Origin of the sequence: Acrocarpospora pleiomorpha (genome assembly GCF_009687885.1) — a bacterium.
In the GTDB taxonomy this organism is placed as follows: Bacteria; Actinomycetota; Actinomycetes; order Streptosporangiales; family Streptosporangiaceae; genus Acrocarpospora; species Acrocarpospora pleiomorpha.
Map to the genome: position 1 here is coordinate 200,480 of NZ_BLAF01000005.1, position 14,797 is coordinate 215,276.

Here is a 14,797-nt window from a genome sequence, read left to right on the forward strand (position 1 = left end):
GCGGGCGGGATCCCCGCTTGAGCATCCCCCTACTCAGATTTGCCCGGCATCGCCAGCGCCGCCACCGCGCCGGCCGCGCACAGCACGGCGGTGATGAGGAAGATCTCCGAGTACTCGGTGTGCAGGGCCGCCTTCACCGCGGCCTCGTATTCGGCCAGCCGCCGGGCGAACTCGTCCGCGGCGACGCCGAACGGCAGCGGCGTGTCCAGCTCCGCGGTCAGCGACTGGAAGCGGTGGAACCCCCAGGCGGACACGGCGGCCACGCCCAGCAGCATGCCCATCATCCGGGCCACCACCACCGCCGCGGAGGCGACCCCGTGGCGCTGCGCGGGAACCGCCCGCAGCACCGCCGAGGAGACCGGCGCGATCACCAGCCCAAGACCGAGCCCGGCCACGACCAGGTCCACGTCGACGCGGGTCAGATGATCCCCAAGCTCGACCGGCCACTGCCAGATCCTGATATATCCGGCGACGGCGATGGCCAGCCCGGCCACCGACACCAGCCGCTCCCCGAACCGCCGCGCCAGCCACCCCCCGGCCAGCGCCGCCACCGCCAGCGCGATCAGGAACCTGGTCAGCACCAGCGCGCCGCCCACCGGATCCACGCCCAGCAGCGTCTGCGCCACCAGCTGCACGTCCACCAGCGTCACCAGCAGCGCGGCCCCCGCCAGGAAACTCACCCCGAGCGTGGCCAGCAACGGCCGCTTCGGCACCCCCGACAGGTCCAGCAGCCGCACCGGTGACCTGATCTCCCACCCCACGAACACGACCAGCACCACCGCGCCCGCCACCACGCACGGCAGCCCCCACGACGGCAGCACGGTCCTCTCCGGCGTCGGGTTGTACAGCCCCGCCACCAGTAGCCCCAAGGCCACGGCCAGCAGCGACCCGCCGACCACGTCGATCCGCACCCGCTGGTACGGCTCCCGCCCGTTATCTCTCGTCCCGGGCACCCACCGCTGCACCGCGATCGCCGCCGCCAGCGCCAGCGGCAGGTTGACCCAGAAGATCGTCCGCCAGCCGAACAGGGGCAGCGCGGCGAGAGCGGCGCCGTACAGCGGGCCGAGCACGCTGCCGAGCTCCTGCGCCGCCCCGACCACCCCGAGCGCGACCGGCCGGGTCCTGGCCTCCCACAGGTCGCCGATCAGCGCCATCGTGATCGGCAGCAGCGCCCCGCCCGCGACGCCCTGCAGCGTGCGCCCCGCCACCAGCAGCGGCATCGAGTCCGCCAGGGCCGTGATCAGGGAGCCGGCCGCGAAGCCCGCCAGGCAGGCGTGGATGAGGGGGCGCCTGCCGTACCGGTCGGAGAGCTGGCCGAGTAACGGCATCGCGGCCACGTAGCCGAGCAGGAACCCGGTCACGATCGGCGTCGCCCGCTCCAGCCGGTTCACCGGCACGTCCACGTCCGCCGCGATGTCGATCAGGACCGTCACCACCACGTACGCGTCCAGCGCCGCCAGCAGCACGGCCGCGCCGCCGACCCCGAGGGCGACCCCGCGGCCGCGCAGCGCGCTCTTGACCGGCCCGCTCACGACAGCGGGGGAGCGGTGACGGTGAGCGGCGCGTCGTAGTCGGACAGCGCGACGGTGATCGTGCCGCCGGTGACCGGCAGGTCGATCCTGGTCAGGCGGCTGGACGTCTTGTCGATCAGCAGCGTGCCCTGCGCGGTCTGGGTGATGCCGGGGACCACCTTCTTCAACGCCTCCGGCGGCAGTTTCACCCCCACCTTGTACGCGTTGCCCTCCTCGCCCTCCACCGTGACCTCCTGGGCGGTGGCCAGCAGCTCCGGCACGCCCGAGATCACCGTGCCCGGGTCGTAGAAGGCGGCCAGCTGCGCCCGGGTCATCGACTTCTGGTAACCCCCGGTCGGGCCCTTCAGGTAGACGTCCTCGCCGACCAGCACGAACTCCAGCTCCTGGAGCGTGCCGATCAGCTCGATCTGGATCGAGCCCTTCGCGTCCCCGGCCCGGGTCAGGCTGCCCTCGGCTCGCCGCACCTGCACGGCGGGCTTGCCCTCCGTGGTCAGCGTGAACGCGACCGTCTTGACGGCGGCCATCGCGGCGCCCGATTTCACCAGCAGATCGGGCCCCGACGGCAGATCGGAGGAGCTGCACGCCGCCCCGAACAGCAGGCTCGCGCCGGAGAGGATCGTCCAGAGGATTCTTCGCACAGCCGGATAGTAGCCACTCCCGGGCCATGCGGGGCGCGGGCTATTTGCCCTGAAGCTTGGCGATGACCGGGGTGTAGATCTCCTCCAGCTCCGCCACCTGCGCCGGAGTGAGCAGGTCGATGAAATGGCGGCGCACCCCCGCCACATGATCCGGCGCTACCCGCTGGATGGTGTCCCAGCCCTCGCCGGTCAGCACCGCGAACGTGCCCCGCCGGTCGTCCTCGCAGTTCTCCCTGGTCACCAGGCCCGCCGCCTCCATCCGGGAGATCTGGTGGGACAGCCGGCTGCGGGACTGGATCGTCGCGTCGGCCAGATCGCTCATCCGCATCCGCCGTTCCGGGCTCTCCGAGAGGTTGACCAGGATCTCGTAGTCGTTGAACGACAGCCCGTGCTCCTGCAACTCGCGGTCGAGCCGGTGGGTGAGGAGCCGGTGCGCCGCCAGGTGGGCACGCCAGGCCGACTGCTCAGCTGGGCTCAGCCAGCGGGGATCTGCCATTCCTCCAGCATAAAGATCGTGTACGCCTGCCGCGTACCCCGGCCCACCGATCCGGAGGATCGGCCGATATCACTTCATCCGCCCATCAGGCGGAGCTCGCCCGGCTCGTTGAAGATCGCGGTGGCCATCACCGTGCCCGCCGTCCACTCCAGCAGGTGGCGGCCGTCCCACTGGTGGCTCCCGCCCTCGAAGGGCAGCTTGGACAGGTCCACCTCGCGGAGCCGGTCCAGGGCGAGCTCGCCCCGCTTGACCAGGGCCTCCTTGCGGACCCACTGGCGGATCAGCTTGCGGTTGTCGAGGCCGACCAGGTCGGCTTCCGCGGGAGTGAGGGCGAGCGCGATCAGGTTCTCGTCGGCCAGGCCCGAGGTGGCGTGCTCGGCGTCCACGCCCACCTTGCCCAGGCCTGCGGCGGCCGACACGTATCCGGCGGTGTGGGCGAGGCTGACCGACAGTTCGGGGGCCTCGGCGATGGACGGGCGGCCGTGGGCCCGGCCGCAGCGTTCGCAGGACTGCACCAGGGTGAGCACGCAGGCGCGCGCGCCGAGGATTTCGGCCGCGCAGTGCCGTACCAGCAGGTGGGCGGCGACGAAGTCGAGGCGGTCCTGCTTGCGGGTGAAACGTCCGGCCCGGTCCTGTTCCGCTTCGGTGAGCGTCCCGCCGACGGCGTCGAGGACTTCGTCGGTGTAACCGGCGACGACCAGAGGGGCGCGCATCACCCCAGCCTAAGGAAGCCGTGTGTCGATCAAGTGAACTACAGGGGGTAGCGGGGATTCACGCTGCCGAAAGTGGGCAGCCAGGAGCCTTGACGCAGGGTCATTGAGGGTTGTCCCCTGTGTGGACAGGATTTGCCTTTTCGGACGCTTAGCCGGGATCCGAAAAGGGGATCCCCACCTGTACCCCCGGCAGGAAGGGTGTGGTGTCGGTTGCTGATCGGTACGATCTTGCAGGGTAAGGGAGCCGGTGTCGTCACCGTGACTCCGCAAGCCACGGTCGCGGAGTTGCTCGGCGTACTCGCGGAGCAGAACATCGGCGCGGTGGTGGTGTCCGAGGACGGAGCCGCCATCGCTGGAATCGTCTCGGAACGTGATGTCGTGCGGCATCTCCACCAGCGTGGCTCGGATGTCCTGGGCGGACCGGTCTCTTCCATCATGACCTCCGAGGTGCGCACCTGCGCCCCGGACGCCAACGTGGAGGACCTCCGCCAGACCATGACCAACCATCGGATCAGGCACGTCCCCGTCGTACGGGACGGACGGCTCGTCGGCATCGTCAGCATCGGCGACGTCGTCAAGAGCGCCATCGAGGAACTGGAATCCGAACGGGAGCACCTGGTCGGCTACCTGCGCGGCTGAACCTCGCTAGCACGGGACGGGCCCGGCGGATGATCCGCCGGGCCCGTCTGCGCTGCTACTGGACGGTGATGTTGTCCACCTCCACGGTGATGCCCTTCACCTGGTCGGTGGAGGTCTCGGTGGTGACCGTGCCGGTGCCGCCGGCCACGCCCTTCACCTTCAACGTGTACGTCAGCGACTCACCGGGAGCGCCAGGCGTGCTGGTGACCCGGTAGTCCGAGGTGACCCCGGTGCCGGCCGGGATCTGGCTTCCGGCGGAGCCGTCGACGTTCTCGGCGCCCACGGTCAGCCCGTACGCGTCACCCGGGTAGGGCAGTGCGCCCGGGTAGGTGTAGGTGATGTCCTCGACGCCGTTGACGCCGATCCACTGCTGGAACACCCGCTGGCTGCTCGTACCGAACAGGTTGAGCCGCCATTCCAGGACGATCCAGTCGCTGACGCCGTCCGTGAGCGTGGTGGCGAGGATGCCGGGCGCGCCCGTGCCGTCGAGGTCCGTCCAGAACGGCGCCAGCACGCCGTTCGGCCGGGCCGCGTCCGGCAGCGACTGCGGCGTGAACTGGATGTCCGCCGAGCCGTTGGTGCCGCCCGCCACCGCGTACCCGTTGGAGGTGACGCCGATCCGGGTGAACGTCTGCCCGGCGAACTGGAACGCCGGGACGGTGAAGTTCAGCGCCTGCTCGTCCCCGACCGGTATCGGCGTGACGCCGAACGCGTCCAGCGGGAGGTAGCCGAACAACTCGCCGGGGGCGATGACCGGCCGGTCGGGCTGCCTGCCGGAGAGCGTTTCCTGGACGGTGGCGGTCTGGGTGTCCACCATGGTGGCCCCGGTCACGCTGTTGAGGCGGAGCTTGGAATTCAGCGTGCTCGTAGCGGTGAGCTCGGTGTCCTCCAGCGTGTCGTTCTGGACGGTGACCGTACAGGTGGACTCGCCGGCGTTGCGGACGATGGTGGACGGCGCGCAGCTCTGCTCGAGCGGGATCGCGCCCTCCTTGCGGAAGAACGCCACCGGCAGGCGGTGGTCCTTGTTCCCGTCCTCCTGCCGGAGGTCGATCTCCCCGAAGTACTGCCCGTCCGGCAGCGCCGGCGCGCTGATCGTGATGGTCAGCTCGACGCTCCCGCCCGCCGGCACGTCGAACTCCGCCGGCGAGACCGTGATGGACGCGCCGCTGGTGGTCTTGCCGCGCGCGGTGTAGGAGACGGTCTCGTCGGTGACGTTCTTGACGGTGCGCTTGGCGGTGATCACGCCCGGCATGGTGGGCGCGTTGATCGACGGGAGGTTGAGGTCGATCCGGTTGAGCGGGTCGTCCGCCGAGGCCATGAAGTTGGCCGCGGTCTCGTCGAGCGTGAGGACCGCGTCGTAGGCCTCGCCCAGGTCGATCCGGCCGCCGCCGGTGTCGAACGGGTCGGCCGGGGTGACCCGGTCCTCCTTGGTGACGTTGGTCCGCGCCGTGGTCTCCAGCGCCGACTTGACCTGCCCCGGCGTCCAGTCCGGGTGCAGCGAGCGCAGCAGCGCCGCCGCGCCCGCCACGTGCGGCGAGGACATCGAGGTGCCGGCGATGACCTGGAACAGGTTGCCGGGCGGGCCCTCCAGCGGCGACTCCGGCGTCGGCGTGGTCCCGGCCAGGATGTGCAGGCCGGGCGCGGTCACGTCCGGCTTGAGGAAGTCCCCGCCCGGCCCGCGCGAGGAGAACGTGGTGATCGAGTCACGCTGCCAGTTGGCCTTCGTACCCTGGGTGAACGTGGCCGTCGCGCCGGGCGTGGCGGCCAGGTGCGCCAGCATCACGTCGGTGGCCGGCTTGTCGATGTGCACGGCCGGCAGCCAGTGGTTGTCGGTCATGATGTCCAGCGGCGTGCTGTTGTAGAGGATCATGCCGACCGCGCCGCCCTGCCTGACGGCGAAGCCCTTCAGCACCCGGTTGGGCCCGCGCTCACACGCCACGATCTTCCCGGTGAACAGGCCGGGCGGCGCCGGGTTGATGCACAGCGGGTCGCTGTACGGCGGCGCCGACGCCAGAACCACCGGCGCGGCCGTGTCGATGCCGGCCGTGATCGAGGAGCCCTTGATCGTCGGCCCGCCGGTGAAGGTGATGGTCGACTCGAACGTGCGCTTCTGCGTGGACGCGGCCACCGTGGTCAGCCAGGGACCGCGGTGGTCGGTCGTGCCCGCGCCCGGCCCGGAGTTGCCCGCCGAGGCGGCCACGAAGACGCCGGCCGCGTAGGCGTCGAGGAACGCCAGCTCGACCGCGTCGCTGTACGGGTTCGCGCCACCCGAGATGGAGAAGTTGATCACCTTCACGCCGTCCAGGATGGCCTGCGCGATCGCCTGGACCGAGTCGGTGGAGAAACAGCCCTCCGCGCCGCAGACCTTGTAGACGGCCACGTGCGAGGCGGGCGAGATGCCGTGGATCTTCCCGCGCGAGATGCCGAGCGGGTTGGCGTCCGCCACCGGCCCGCCCGCCGACGTGGTGGCGGTGTGGGTTCCGTGGCCGTTGGAGTCACGCGCGCTGGTCGGGTAGACGTCGCCGCCGACGAGCGCGTTGTAGGTGGCGAGGAACGGCTGGCCCGAGATCAGCTTCCGGTTGCACACGAACACGTCCGAGGCCGGGGTCAGCGGGTTGTCGCCGAAGTTACAGGTACGCGGCGTCCCGTCGGCCTTCGGCGGGACAGCCGGGATCTCGGCGGTCTCCACGAAGGACGGGTGCTCCGGCCACGCCCCCGAGTCCAGGATGCCGACGATGACACCCTTGCCGGAGGACGGCGCGCCGCCGAGTTCGTTGTAGACGGGGGTGGCGCCGATGGCGTCCGGGCTGGAGTCCGTCAGCGGCTTCTCCAGCGTGTCCTCCTGCACGGCCGCCACACCCGGCAGCTTCAGCAGGTCCTTCGCCTCGTTGGCGGGCAGGGTGAGCGCGACGCCGCCGTACACGGTGCGCAGCTTCTGGCCGACCTTCGCGCCCGCGACCTCCTCGGGCAGGGCGGCCAGGAACTTGTTCTCTATGCCCTCGATGTGCTTGACGTACTTCTTGGCGTCCGCGCTGCCGGGGTCCAGATCCTCCCCGGTCACCGCCGGGCTGGTGCCCGGCAGCCCGCTCAACCCGCCCTTGTAGGCGGCCAGCGAGTCGTAGTCCAGCTTCACGACAACGTTCACGGGCTCCGAGGAGCTCGACTTCAGCAGGCTCTCATCGCTCTTCGCCAGCTGCCCGGTGGCCGACTTGGCGCCGTACACGAGCTCAGGATCGCCCAGCGGGATCGCGGTGAACGAGGGAGTCGGCGACGGGGTGGGATCCGCCGTCGCCGACCCTGCCGGGACCATTGCCGCGACCAGGCCGAGAACGGCCGCGACGCCGGTCAGACGTAAGTGCCTTGTCGAACGTGGCTTCCTTGACACGAAACCTCCATCAGGGACTGCGGGACTCGTCGCACAGCAAAGAGGCGTCGCGCCACCCCCGGCAGGCGCCTTCAGGGCGCACGGAAGAGACTCAACCCTCCCCAGTGGTTGACGACGGCTTGACCACCGCTTGGCGGTAGTCCAGGCCTGATGGGGAGTTTAACTAGCCACCATTTCCCCCGCTAGATGCCGATTTGACATGGTGGGTGGCAATTTTGGGCGCGAGTTACACTCATCGCATGAAGCTGAAGTTGGATCTCCACGACATCTTCAATAAGGGCGACCAAATCGACCGCGCCCTCAACGCGATCATCCAGGAGGCCCTGGCCAAGAAGGCCACCGAAGTCGAGATCATCCCCGGCAAGGGCTCCGGCCAGCTGAAGAAGAAGGTCCTCCGCTTCCTCGACCAGAAACACATCAAGGCCCTCTACCACCGCATCGACAAGGACGCCAAGAACCACGGCCGCCTGTTCGTGTACTTCCGGCATAAGTGACATCTGGGCGGAGGCCCTCGGGCTCGGGAAGTGAACTCTGTTCGGCATAATCGAACCGTGATCCAGTCTGTGGAGCGGGCGGCGTTGATTCTGCGGGCCCTGGGGGCGGGGGCGCCTCGGTTGGGGGTTACCGAGATCTCGGAGCGGGTGGGGCTGGCGAAGCCGACGGTGCATGGGTTGTTGCGGACGCTGGAGCGGCATGAGCTGGTCGTTCAGGACGCGGAGACGGGGAAGTACGCGCTGGGGCCCGCGGTGCTGCAGTTGGGGAACGCGTATCTGGATGGGTCGGAGTTGCGGGCGCGGAGTCTGTTGTGGGCGGATTCGCTGGCGCAGCGGGCCAATGAGTCGGTGTGGGTGGCGACGTTGTCGGGGTCGCGGGTGATCGTGTTGCATCACGTGTTCCGGCCGGACGACATGATGCAGATCCTGGAGGTGGGGGCGGCCATTCCGTGGCACGCGTGCGCGCTGGGGCACGCCATCGCGGCGTATCACCCGAGGATTGAGGAGCTGTTCGAGGAGCCGCTGGTCGCGCTGACGGGGCAGACGCGGACGGAACGGGAGCAGTTGGAGGAGGCGCTCACCGCGGTGCGGCGGACGGGGATGGCCGTGGAGGATCAGGAGGCGGCGCTGGGGGACGCGGGGATCGCGGCGCCCGTCTTCACCAGGGGCGGGGTGGTCGCGGGGGCGATCGGGGTGGTGGGGCCGGCCGAACGGCTGCTCGGGGTTCGCCGGAACGATCTCCTGCTGGCGGTGCGGGAGTCGGCCCGGGCGCTCTCTCGTGACCTCGGGGCGCCCCGGAGCACATCCGCCTACGGGTGACCTGCGATCTGGCTGGGGATGGGATCACGTAGCGCCTAACAGAATGAGCAGGTCGTCGCGTTACTCGCCGTTATCCGGCGCCGTTCACGCAGGTGGCGGTTCTCGCCGCACCGGCGCCAAGAGCGGCTGCGGCATTGGGCGTTTTAAGCAGGAGGGGATCAGAGCTTGCCGATGTGGCGGGCTTCCTCGGCGGCGGTGAGGACGGCTTTGACGTCGGCGCCTCCGCCTGAGGTGACCAGGGCGGAGATGGCGCCCTCGACGAAGGGGGCGTCGGCGAGGAAGACCCGGGGGCGGGGGTGTTCGTCGAGGAGGGTTTTCGCGGTGAGGACGGCGCTGCCGAGGTCCATCAGGAGGATGACGCCGTCGCCCTGGTCGACGGTGGCGATGGCGTCGGCGACCTTGGTGATGCTGGTGCCGAGGCGGCCGTCGTCGGTGCCGCCGGCCGCCGCGATGGGGACGTCCCTGCCGCCGATCTGGGCGGCGAGTTCGGCCACTTCGACGGCCAGCTGGGGGCTGTGGGAGATGAGCACGATGCCTACCATGTCCGGAATCCCGCCGTCCGGAGCGCGCTCAGCACCAGCGCGGTGGAGGCCGCGCCGGGGTCCTCGTGACCGGCGCTGCGCGAACCCAGGTAGCTGGCCCTGCCCTTGCGGGCCTGCAGCGGAATGGTGGCCCGCGCCCCTTCCTGCGCCGCCGCCGCGACCGCGCTCAGCGCGTCCTCGGGCTTCGCCCCCTCCTGTACGGCTTGCGCCAGCGCCCGCACCGCCGGAGCGAGCGCGTCCACCATCGTCTTGTCGCCCTCCACGGCCGCGCCCAGCTTCTGCACCCCGGCCAGGGCGGCGTCCAGCGCGGTCGACAACTCGGCGAGCGAAACGTCTGGAACATCCCCGAGGGACTTGCCCATCTGGCGGAACGCCGTCCCGTACAGGGGGCCGGACGCGCCGCCGACCTTGCGGATGAGCGTGGACCCCGCGAGCAGCAGCGCCGACCCGGGCGTCTCCGGCGGCGAGTCGGCCAGAGCCCGCCGGACCTCCCCGAAGCCGCGATCCAGGTTCGAACCGTGATCGGCGTCCCCGATGGCGGCGTCCAGCTGGGTCAGATGATCACGCTGAGCCTGTACGGCTGTCGCGATCTCCTCCATCCAGGCGACGAAGAACGAGGTGTCCAAGAGAGCTCCCGGTCTGTATGCACGCAATGTGACGGATATTTCGAGTTATGCCCCCACCCGGCGGACATTACGGCACGCAGGGTGGGGGATGGCCAACGAGAGATCGGTGCCGGCTGCGAGGCCGGACCGTGGCCGAGTCCACGAACGGCTCGGCCACGGTGTCGAGGAACCAAATAAGACAGTTCCTGGCTTGCGGTGGATCGGAAGCTGCGCTCCGACTGCAGTTCCTGGTTTGGGGTGAATCGAAGCCGCGTTCTGCTCCGACGACGGTAATTCCTGGTTGTGGCGGTTCGAAGCTGCGCTCCGTTCCGACGGCAGCTCCTGATTTGTGGTGGATCGGAATCGGTCTGACTAGCGGCCCCAGCGCAGCCCCGGGGTCTCGACCGGAGCGTCCCAAAGGTGGGTGAGTTCCTCGGTCAGGGCGCAGGTGGTGACGGAGAAGCCCTGCATGTCGAGGCTGGTGACATAGTTGCCGACCAGGCTGCGTACCGCGGTGGCCCCCTTCTCCTTGAGGTAGGCCGCGACCTCGGCGTACGCGATGTAGAGCTCCATCAGCGGCGTGCCGCCCATGCCGTTGACCAGCACCAGGAGCTCTCCGGAGACCGGAAGGTCGTCGTTGATCGCGTCCATCGCCACCCGGACGATCTCCCGCGCCTCGGCGTGCGCGGCGCGGGTCCGGCCGGGCTCGCCGTGGATGCCGATGCCCAGCTCGATCTCGGATTCGGTGAGCTCGAAAGTGGGTTTCCCGGCGGCGGGGACCGTACAGGGCGTGAGGGCGACGCCGAAGGAGCGGCTGCGCTCGTTGACCTCGCGGCCGATCCTGGCCACGTCGGCGAGCGAGGCGCCCGTCTCGGCCAGGGCGCCGGCGATCTTCTCCACGAACAGCGTCGCGCCGGTGCCGCGGCGGCCCGCCGTGTAGAGCGAGTCCTGGACGGCCACGTCGTCGTTGACGAGCACGCTGACCACCTCCACACCCTCGTCGCCGCACAGCTCGGCGGCCATCTCGAAGTTGAAGACGTCGCCGGTGTAGTTCTTGACGATGTGCAGGACGCCCGCGCCGCCGTGCACGCCCTTGGTGGCTTCGATCATCTGGTCGGGCACGGGGGAGGTGAACACCTCTCCGGGGCAGGCGGCGTCGAGCATGCCGTACCCGACGAAACCGCCGTGCAGGGGTTCGTGGCCGGAGCCGCCGCCCGAGACCAGGCCGACCTTTCCGGGGCGCGGACCCGCCGCCCTGAATATGATCTTGTTGTCGAGGTCCACGCGGAGCGACGGGTGCGCGGCGGCGATGCCGGTCAGGGCGTCGGTGACCACGGAGTCGACGCTGTTGATGAGCTTCTTCACGGTGCCGTCCTCACTGGAGTCGTGCTCTCAACCTCTGCCCTGTCGCGCGCGACGGCAAGCCCGAGGTAGGCGAGCGCGCCGAGCAGGCCACCGGCGAAGTCACCGATCAGGTACGCGGGCAGCTGGTCCCAGCCGACCGTGCCGCCGAACGCCGCGGTCACCAGGAACGGGCCGACGTAGCGGGCCGGGTTGATGGCGGCGCCGGTCGCGGGGCCCACGATGATGATGATCGCGAACACGATGGATCCGATGGCCATCGGCGCCCAGCCGGGCACCGCCCTGCGATCGATCACCCCGAAGATCACGAAGACCAGCATGAAGGTGCCGATCGCCTCGATCAGGGTGCCGCGCAGGAAGCCCGTTTCCGCCGCGTACGTGGTGACTCCGCCGCCGGCGGCTTTCGCGGCGTCGGCGCCCAGGGTCACGAAGATGGCGAGGGCCCCCGTGGCCGCGCCGACCACCTGGGCGGCGATGTAGCCGGGGACCTCGCGCCAGGGGAACTTGCCGGTCGCCGCCAGGGCGAGGGTGACGGCCGGGTTGATGTGACCGCCGGAGATGTGGCCGATCGCGTACACGGTGCCCACGATGACCAGCATGAAGGCGAAGCTGATCACCCCGAGCTGGGCCATCGAGAAGGGCACCTGGGTGCCGGCGGCGATGACGCCCGTCGCGGCGGCGGAACCCGCCCCGACGTAGACGAGGAAGGCGGTGCCCAGGAGTTCGGCGAGGAGCTTCTGGGGGGTGGTGGGGGAGTCGCTCATGACACCGTCCAGAACTGGCGTGAACATTGTTCGACAATGTCGAACACGATTTCATAGAAGTTAAATCGCCTGGCTCGCGCCGTCAAGACGGCATTACCGGCGATCTTCAGGAGCTGGCACCTGGCACACTGGTGGGCATGTCGAGGCGACCATGACGGAGACGCTGTCCTCGACCCTCGCCCAGATCTTCCCCTGGCCCCGGCCGGTCATTGATCCGCCGGCCGCCTATGCCCGGCTGCGCGCGGAGAACCCGGTGGTCCGCGTCACGCTGACCGGCGGCAAGCGGGCCTGGCTGGTCACCCGCTACGACGATGTCCGGGCCATCCTGGCCGACCCCCGGGTGAGCGCCGACTCCCGCGATCCCGGGTTCCCCAACTTCGGTTTCGTGCCGGCCGAGCACGAGCGCTCGTTCCTGCGGATGGATCCGCCGGAGCACACCCTGTTCCGCCGCCTGCTGTCGAAGAACTTCATGGTCAGGCGGGTGGAGTCGCTCCGCCCTGACATCCAGTGCCTGGTCGACGAGACGATCGACGCGATGCTCGCCCAGCCGGACCGGCCGGTCGACCTGGTGGAGCACCTGGCGCTGCCGGTGCCGTCCACCGTGCTGAGCTGGATCCTCGGCGTGCGGGCGGCGGACCGCGCGTTCTTCAACACGGCCGCCGAGGAGCTGCTGAACGCCACCGACGTCACCGACCCCGAGGCACTTCCGCGCGCCCTGCGGGCCAATGCGAGCCTGCGGGCGTACATCGGCGAGTTGGCGGCCGAGAAGCAGGCCCAGGAGGACCCCGGCGACGACATCCTGGGCCGGCTCGTCCTGGCCGCCCGCGACGGGGTCATCACCCACCAGGACATCATCAACAGCGGCCTGGTGCTCATCGTCGCCGGTCATGACACCACCGCGAGCATGACCGCGCTCGGCACGCTGACCCTGCTCCAGCACCCGGACCAGCTCGCCGAGCTGCGCGCGAACCCGGCGCTCATCCCGGCCGCGATCGAGGAGCTGCTGCGCTACCTGACCATCGTGCACCTGATCGTCTTGCGGGTGGCCACCGAGCCCATCGAGATCGGCGGTCAGGTGATCCCGGCCGGGGACGGGATCATCCCGCTGAACTTGTCCGCCAACCGCGACGACGCCCACTATCCGGACGCGGCGACCTTCGACATCCACCGCGGCGCGCGCGACCACTTCGCCTTCGGTTACGGCGTGCACCAGTGCATCGGCCAGCAGCTGGCCAGGGTCGAGCTCCAGGTCATCTTCGAGACCCTGCTGCGCCGGATTCCGACGCTCAGCCTGGCGGCGCCGGTCGAGGAGATCCCCTTCAAGATCTGGTCGCCCATCAACGGCGTGCTCAGGCTTCCGGTCACCTGGTAAGGGGCCGTCGCTGACCACGTGGGCGATGGGCGAGGTCGTCATTCGATTTCCCGGGCGACGCTGAGCAGCCCTTCCCACCCAGCGTCGGAATCGATGCGTCGGCGAGGATGTACCGCCAACCGTCGAGCAGGTCCCCGGCGCGCGTGCTGAACGTCGTCAGAGGAAGGACCCGTTCGGGGCGTTGATGACCGCCCACCCGGTCTCCAGGAAGATCGGTTTCACCGGTTCGACGGAGACGGGGAAGCGGGTGGCGGTGGCCGCCGCGAGCGACCTCAAGCGGATGATCCTGGAGCTCGGCGGCAATGACGCCGGCATCGTGCTGGACGATGTGGGAACAGCATCGCCCCGCAGGGAATCTCCTTCCGGGGCGTCGCTGTTCGGCAGTGTCGTGGCGCGGACTACCTAGTAGCGCCAGTCGTCCCAGTCGTCGTCCCAGTCGTCCCAATCGTCGTCCCAGCCGTCATCGCCCCAGTCCTTTTGAAGGCTCGGGGTCGCTGTGGTGAGCATGATCACCGCTAGCAGGACGCTGGTTCCGAGTGCTCGGATCATGAGAATCGCTCCGTAACGGATTCGTCTCCGGCCCTGGGGGCTCGCCCTGGGGCCGACGGAGCGTCGCAATGGTTTCCCGAGAATCGCATAACGGCGCGCGGTTCGGTTTCTACGCAACCACGCGATCGGTAGGGATAACCCGAGGGAACGCAAATCCACGGCACACATTGGGGCAAAGATTCGCATCCTGTGGCGGGTCGCACGCCAAGGTTGGGCGACCCACGCTGTTCGTCTGCTCGCATCCCCGGCGCGTGGCGCGGAAGGATCGCCGACGCTGTGTCGCGTCGGCGATCCCGGGTGTGGTCAGCGGGCGAAGACCACGATGTTGTCGCGGTAGCTGCCCCGTGAGCGGTCGAAGGTGCCGCCGCAGGTGATCAGGCGGAGGTGGGTGCCGGATTTGGCGGTGTAGACGGTGGTGTTGGGGATGCGGTTCTTCGGGTAGCGGGCGACGCGTTGGACGGTGAAGGTGACCTTGGTGCCGTCCTTGCGATGTACGTGGATGCGGTCGCCCTTGGAGAGTTGGCGGAGGCGGTAGAAGACGGCGGGGCCGGTCTTGGAGTCGACGTGGCCCGCGATGACCGCTACGCCTTTCTCGCCGGGTTCTGGGCCCGCCTTGTTCCAGCCGACGCGGTCGAACTGGCGGGGGGCGACCAGGCGGCCTTCGCGGTCCAGGGGGAGGGCGATCACCTTGGTGGAGACGCCGATGGCGGGGATGTTCAGGCGTACCGGGTCGGCGACGTCCTTCTGGATGGCGGCCGCGGGTTGCAGGGCCACTGGCTGGGGGAGTTCGGCGGGGATGCCGGCGGAGGCGGTGGTGCCGCAGCCGATCGTGAGGAGCGTGGCGGTGGCGAGGGTCAATCCGCCTCTGACGGTCAGGGCGCTCATCG

At 69.6% G+C, this 14,797-nt stretch carries 16 protein-coding genes; 5 read left to right on the forward strand and 11 right to left on the reverse strand.

The annotated features are described in order from the left end of the window. Window positions 1-29: 29 nt before the first annotated feature. The 4 genes from Aple_RS03785 to Aple_RS03800 form a co-directional block, all read right to left on the reverse strand. Window positions 30-1,532, reverse strand: coding sequence for an MFS transporter (locus Aple_RS03785; protein WP_246264094.1), 1,503 nt, complete (start codon window positions 1,530-1,532; stop codon window positions 30-32). Further along, on the reverse strand, window positions 1,529-2,170 hold the full coding sequence (locus Aple_RS53100; protein WP_246264096.1) for an LppX_LprAFG lipoprotein: 642 nt from the start codon (window positions 2,168-2,170) through the stop codon (window positions 1,529-1,531). Before Aple_RS53100 ends, Aple_RS03785 begins: the two co-directional genes overlap by 4 nt. A 40-nt stretch (window positions 2,171-2,210) precedes the next feature. Next, the gene (locus Aple_RS03795) at window positions 2,211-2,666 is read right to left on the reverse strand and encodes a MarR family winged helix-turn-helix transcriptional regulator (protein WP_155343031.1); all 456 of its coding nucleotides are present in this window, start codon (window positions 2,664-2,666) and stop codon (window positions 2,211-2,213) included. A 74-nt stretch (window positions 2,667-2,740) separates the two neighbouring features. After that, complete coding sequence (locus Aple_RS03800) at window positions 2,741-3,379, reverse strand: 4'-phosphopantetheinyl transferase family protein (RefSeq protein ID WP_155343032.1); 639 nt, start codon at window positions 3,377-3,379, stop codon at window positions 2,741-2,743. A 210-nt stretch (window positions 3,380-3,589) separates the two neighbouring features. Between Aple_RS03800 and Aple_RS03805 the strand changes: the two genes are divergently transcribed. After that, the gene (locus Aple_RS03805) at window positions 3,590-4,018 is read left to right on the forward strand and encodes a CBS domain-containing protein (RefSeq protein ID WP_155343033.1); all 429 of its coding nucleotides are present in this window, start codon (window positions 3,590-3,592) and stop codon (window positions 4,016-4,018) included. Between the two features lie 55 nt (window positions 4,019-4,073). Here the strand turns inward: Aple_RS03805 and Aple_RS03810 are convergent, their stop codons facing one another. Further along, window positions 4,074-7,403 (reverse strand): S8 family serine peptidase, encoded by a 3,330-nt coding sequence (locus Aple_RS03810; protein WP_281361521.1) that lies wholly within the window; start codon window positions 7,401-7,403, stop codon window positions 4,074-4,076. A 239-nt stretch (window positions 7,404-7,642) separates the two neighbouring features. Here Aple_RS03810 and Aple_RS03815 point away from each other — a divergent pair, with 239 nt between their 5' ends. Next, on the forward strand, window positions 7,643-7,897 hold the full coding sequence (locus tag Aple_RS03815) for a Smr/MutS family protein (RefSeq protein ID WP_155343034.1): 255 nt from the start codon (window positions 7,643-7,645) through the stop codon (window positions 7,895-7,897). 57 nt (window positions 7,898-7,954) lie between these two features. Further along, entirely contained in the window at window positions 7,955-8,716 is a 762-nt protein-coding gene (locus Aple_RS03820; protein WP_155343035.1) for an IclR family transcriptional regulator, read from the forward strand. 158 nt (window positions 8,717-8,874) lie between these two features. On the opposite strand, the gene dhaM is transcribed toward Aple_RS03820, so the two are convergent. From dhaM to Aple_RS03840, 4 genes are all read right to left on the reverse strand, one after another. Further along, complete coding sequence (gene dhaM, locus Aple_RS03825) at window positions 8,875-9,258, reverse strand: dihydroxyacetone kinase phosphoryl donor subunit DhaM (protein WP_170321272.1); 384 nt, start codon at window positions 9,256-9,258, stop codon at window positions 8,875-8,877. Then, window positions 9,252-9,884, reverse strand: a complete 633-nt coding sequence (gene dhaL, locus Aple_RS03830) for a dihydroxyacetone kinase subunit DhaL (RefSeq protein WP_246264098.1) — start codon at window positions 9,882-9,884, stop codon at window positions 9,252-9,254. The genes dhaM and dhaL overlap by 7 nt, the downstream gene beginning before the upstream one ends. Window positions 9,885-10,235: 351 nt before the next feature. Then, window positions 10,236-11,228, reverse strand: coding sequence for a dihydroxyacetone kinase subunit DhaK (gene dhaK, locus Aple_RS03835; protein WP_155343037.1), 993 nt, complete (start codon window positions 11,226-11,228; stop codon window positions 10,236-10,238). After that, window positions 11,225-12,016, reverse strand: a complete 792-nt coding sequence (locus tag Aple_RS03840; protein WP_218038097.1) for an MIP/aquaporin family protein — start codon at window positions 12,014-12,016, stop codon at window positions 11,225-11,227. The genes dhaK and Aple_RS03840 overlap by 4 nt, the downstream gene beginning before the upstream one ends. Window positions 12,017-12,140: 124 nt before the next feature. On the opposite strand from Aple_RS03840, the gene Aple_RS03845 reads away from it, so the two are divergent. Further along, window positions 12,141-13,361 carry a cytochrome P450 gene (locus tag Aple_RS03845; protein WP_155343038.1) on the forward strand — a complete coding sequence of 407 codons (1,221 nt, stop codon included), beginning with the start codon at window positions 12,141-12,143 and terminating at the stop codon, window positions 13,359-13,361. 184 nt (window positions 13,362-13,545) lie between these two features. After that, window positions 13,546-13,767, forward strand: a complete 222-nt coding sequence (locus tag Aple_RS55990; protein ID WP_155343039.1) for an aldehyde dehydrogenase family protein — start codon at window positions 13,546-13,548, stop codon at window positions 13,765-13,767. Here the strand turns inward: Aple_RS55990 and Aple_RS51815 are convergent. Both Aple_RS51815 and Aple_RS03855 read right to left on the reverse strand, forming a co-directional pair. Further along, window positions 13,764-13,910, reverse strand: a complete 147-nt coding sequence (locus Aple_RS51815) for a hypothetical protein (RefSeq protein WP_170321273.1) — start codon at window positions 13,908-13,910, stop codon at window positions 13,764-13,766. The two genes, Aple_RS55990 and Aple_RS51815, sit on opposite strands and share 4 nt — an antisense overlap. Before the next feature lie 303 nt (window positions 13,911-14,213). Next, on the reverse strand, window positions 14,214-14,795 hold the full coding sequence (locus Aple_RS03855) for a class F sortase (RefSeq protein WP_155343040.1): 582 nt from the start codon (window positions 14,793-14,795) through the stop codon (window positions 14,214-14,216). Window positions 14,796-14,797: the final 2 nt, after the last annotated feature.

Bases quoted from the DNA above. Each gene is read 5' to 3' on its own strand.
- Aple_RS03795 (WP_155343031.1), bottom strand. From the start codon at position 2,666: ATGGCAGATCCCCGCTGGCTGAGCCCAGCTGAGCAGTCGGCCTGGCGT.
- Aple_RS03800 (WP_155343032.1), bottom strand. From the start codon at position 3,379: ATGCGCGCCCCTCTGGTCGTCGCCGGTTACACCGACGAAGTCCTCGAC.
- Aple_RS03815 (WP_155343034.1), top strand. From the start codon at position 7,643: ATGAAGCTGAAGTTGGATCTCCACGACATCTTCAATAAGGGCGACCAA.
- dhaM (WP_170321272.1), bottom strand. From the start codon at position 9,258: ATGGTAGGCATCGTGCTCATCTCCCACAGCCCCCAGCTGGCCGTCGAA.
- Aple_RS03840 (WP_218038097.1), bottom strand. From the start codon at position 12,016: ATGTTCACGCCAGTTCTGGACGGTGTCATGAGCGACTCCCCCACCACC.
- Aple_RS03845 (WP_155343038.1), top strand. From the start codon at position 12,141: ATGACGGAGACGCTGTCCTCGACCCTCGCCCAGATCTTCCCCTGGCCC.
- Aple_RS55990 (WP_155343039.1), top strand. From the start codon at position 13,546: ATGACCGCCCACCCGGTCTCCAGGAAGATCGGTTTCACCGGTTCGACG.
- Aple_RS51815 (WP_170321273.1), bottom strand. From the start codon at position 13,910: ATGATCCGAGCACTCGGAACCAGCGTCCTGCTAGCGGTGATCATGCTC.
- Aple_RS03855 (WP_155343040.1), bottom strand. From the start codon at position 14,795: ATGAGCGCCCTGACCGTCAGAGGCGGATTGACCCTCGCCACCGCCACG.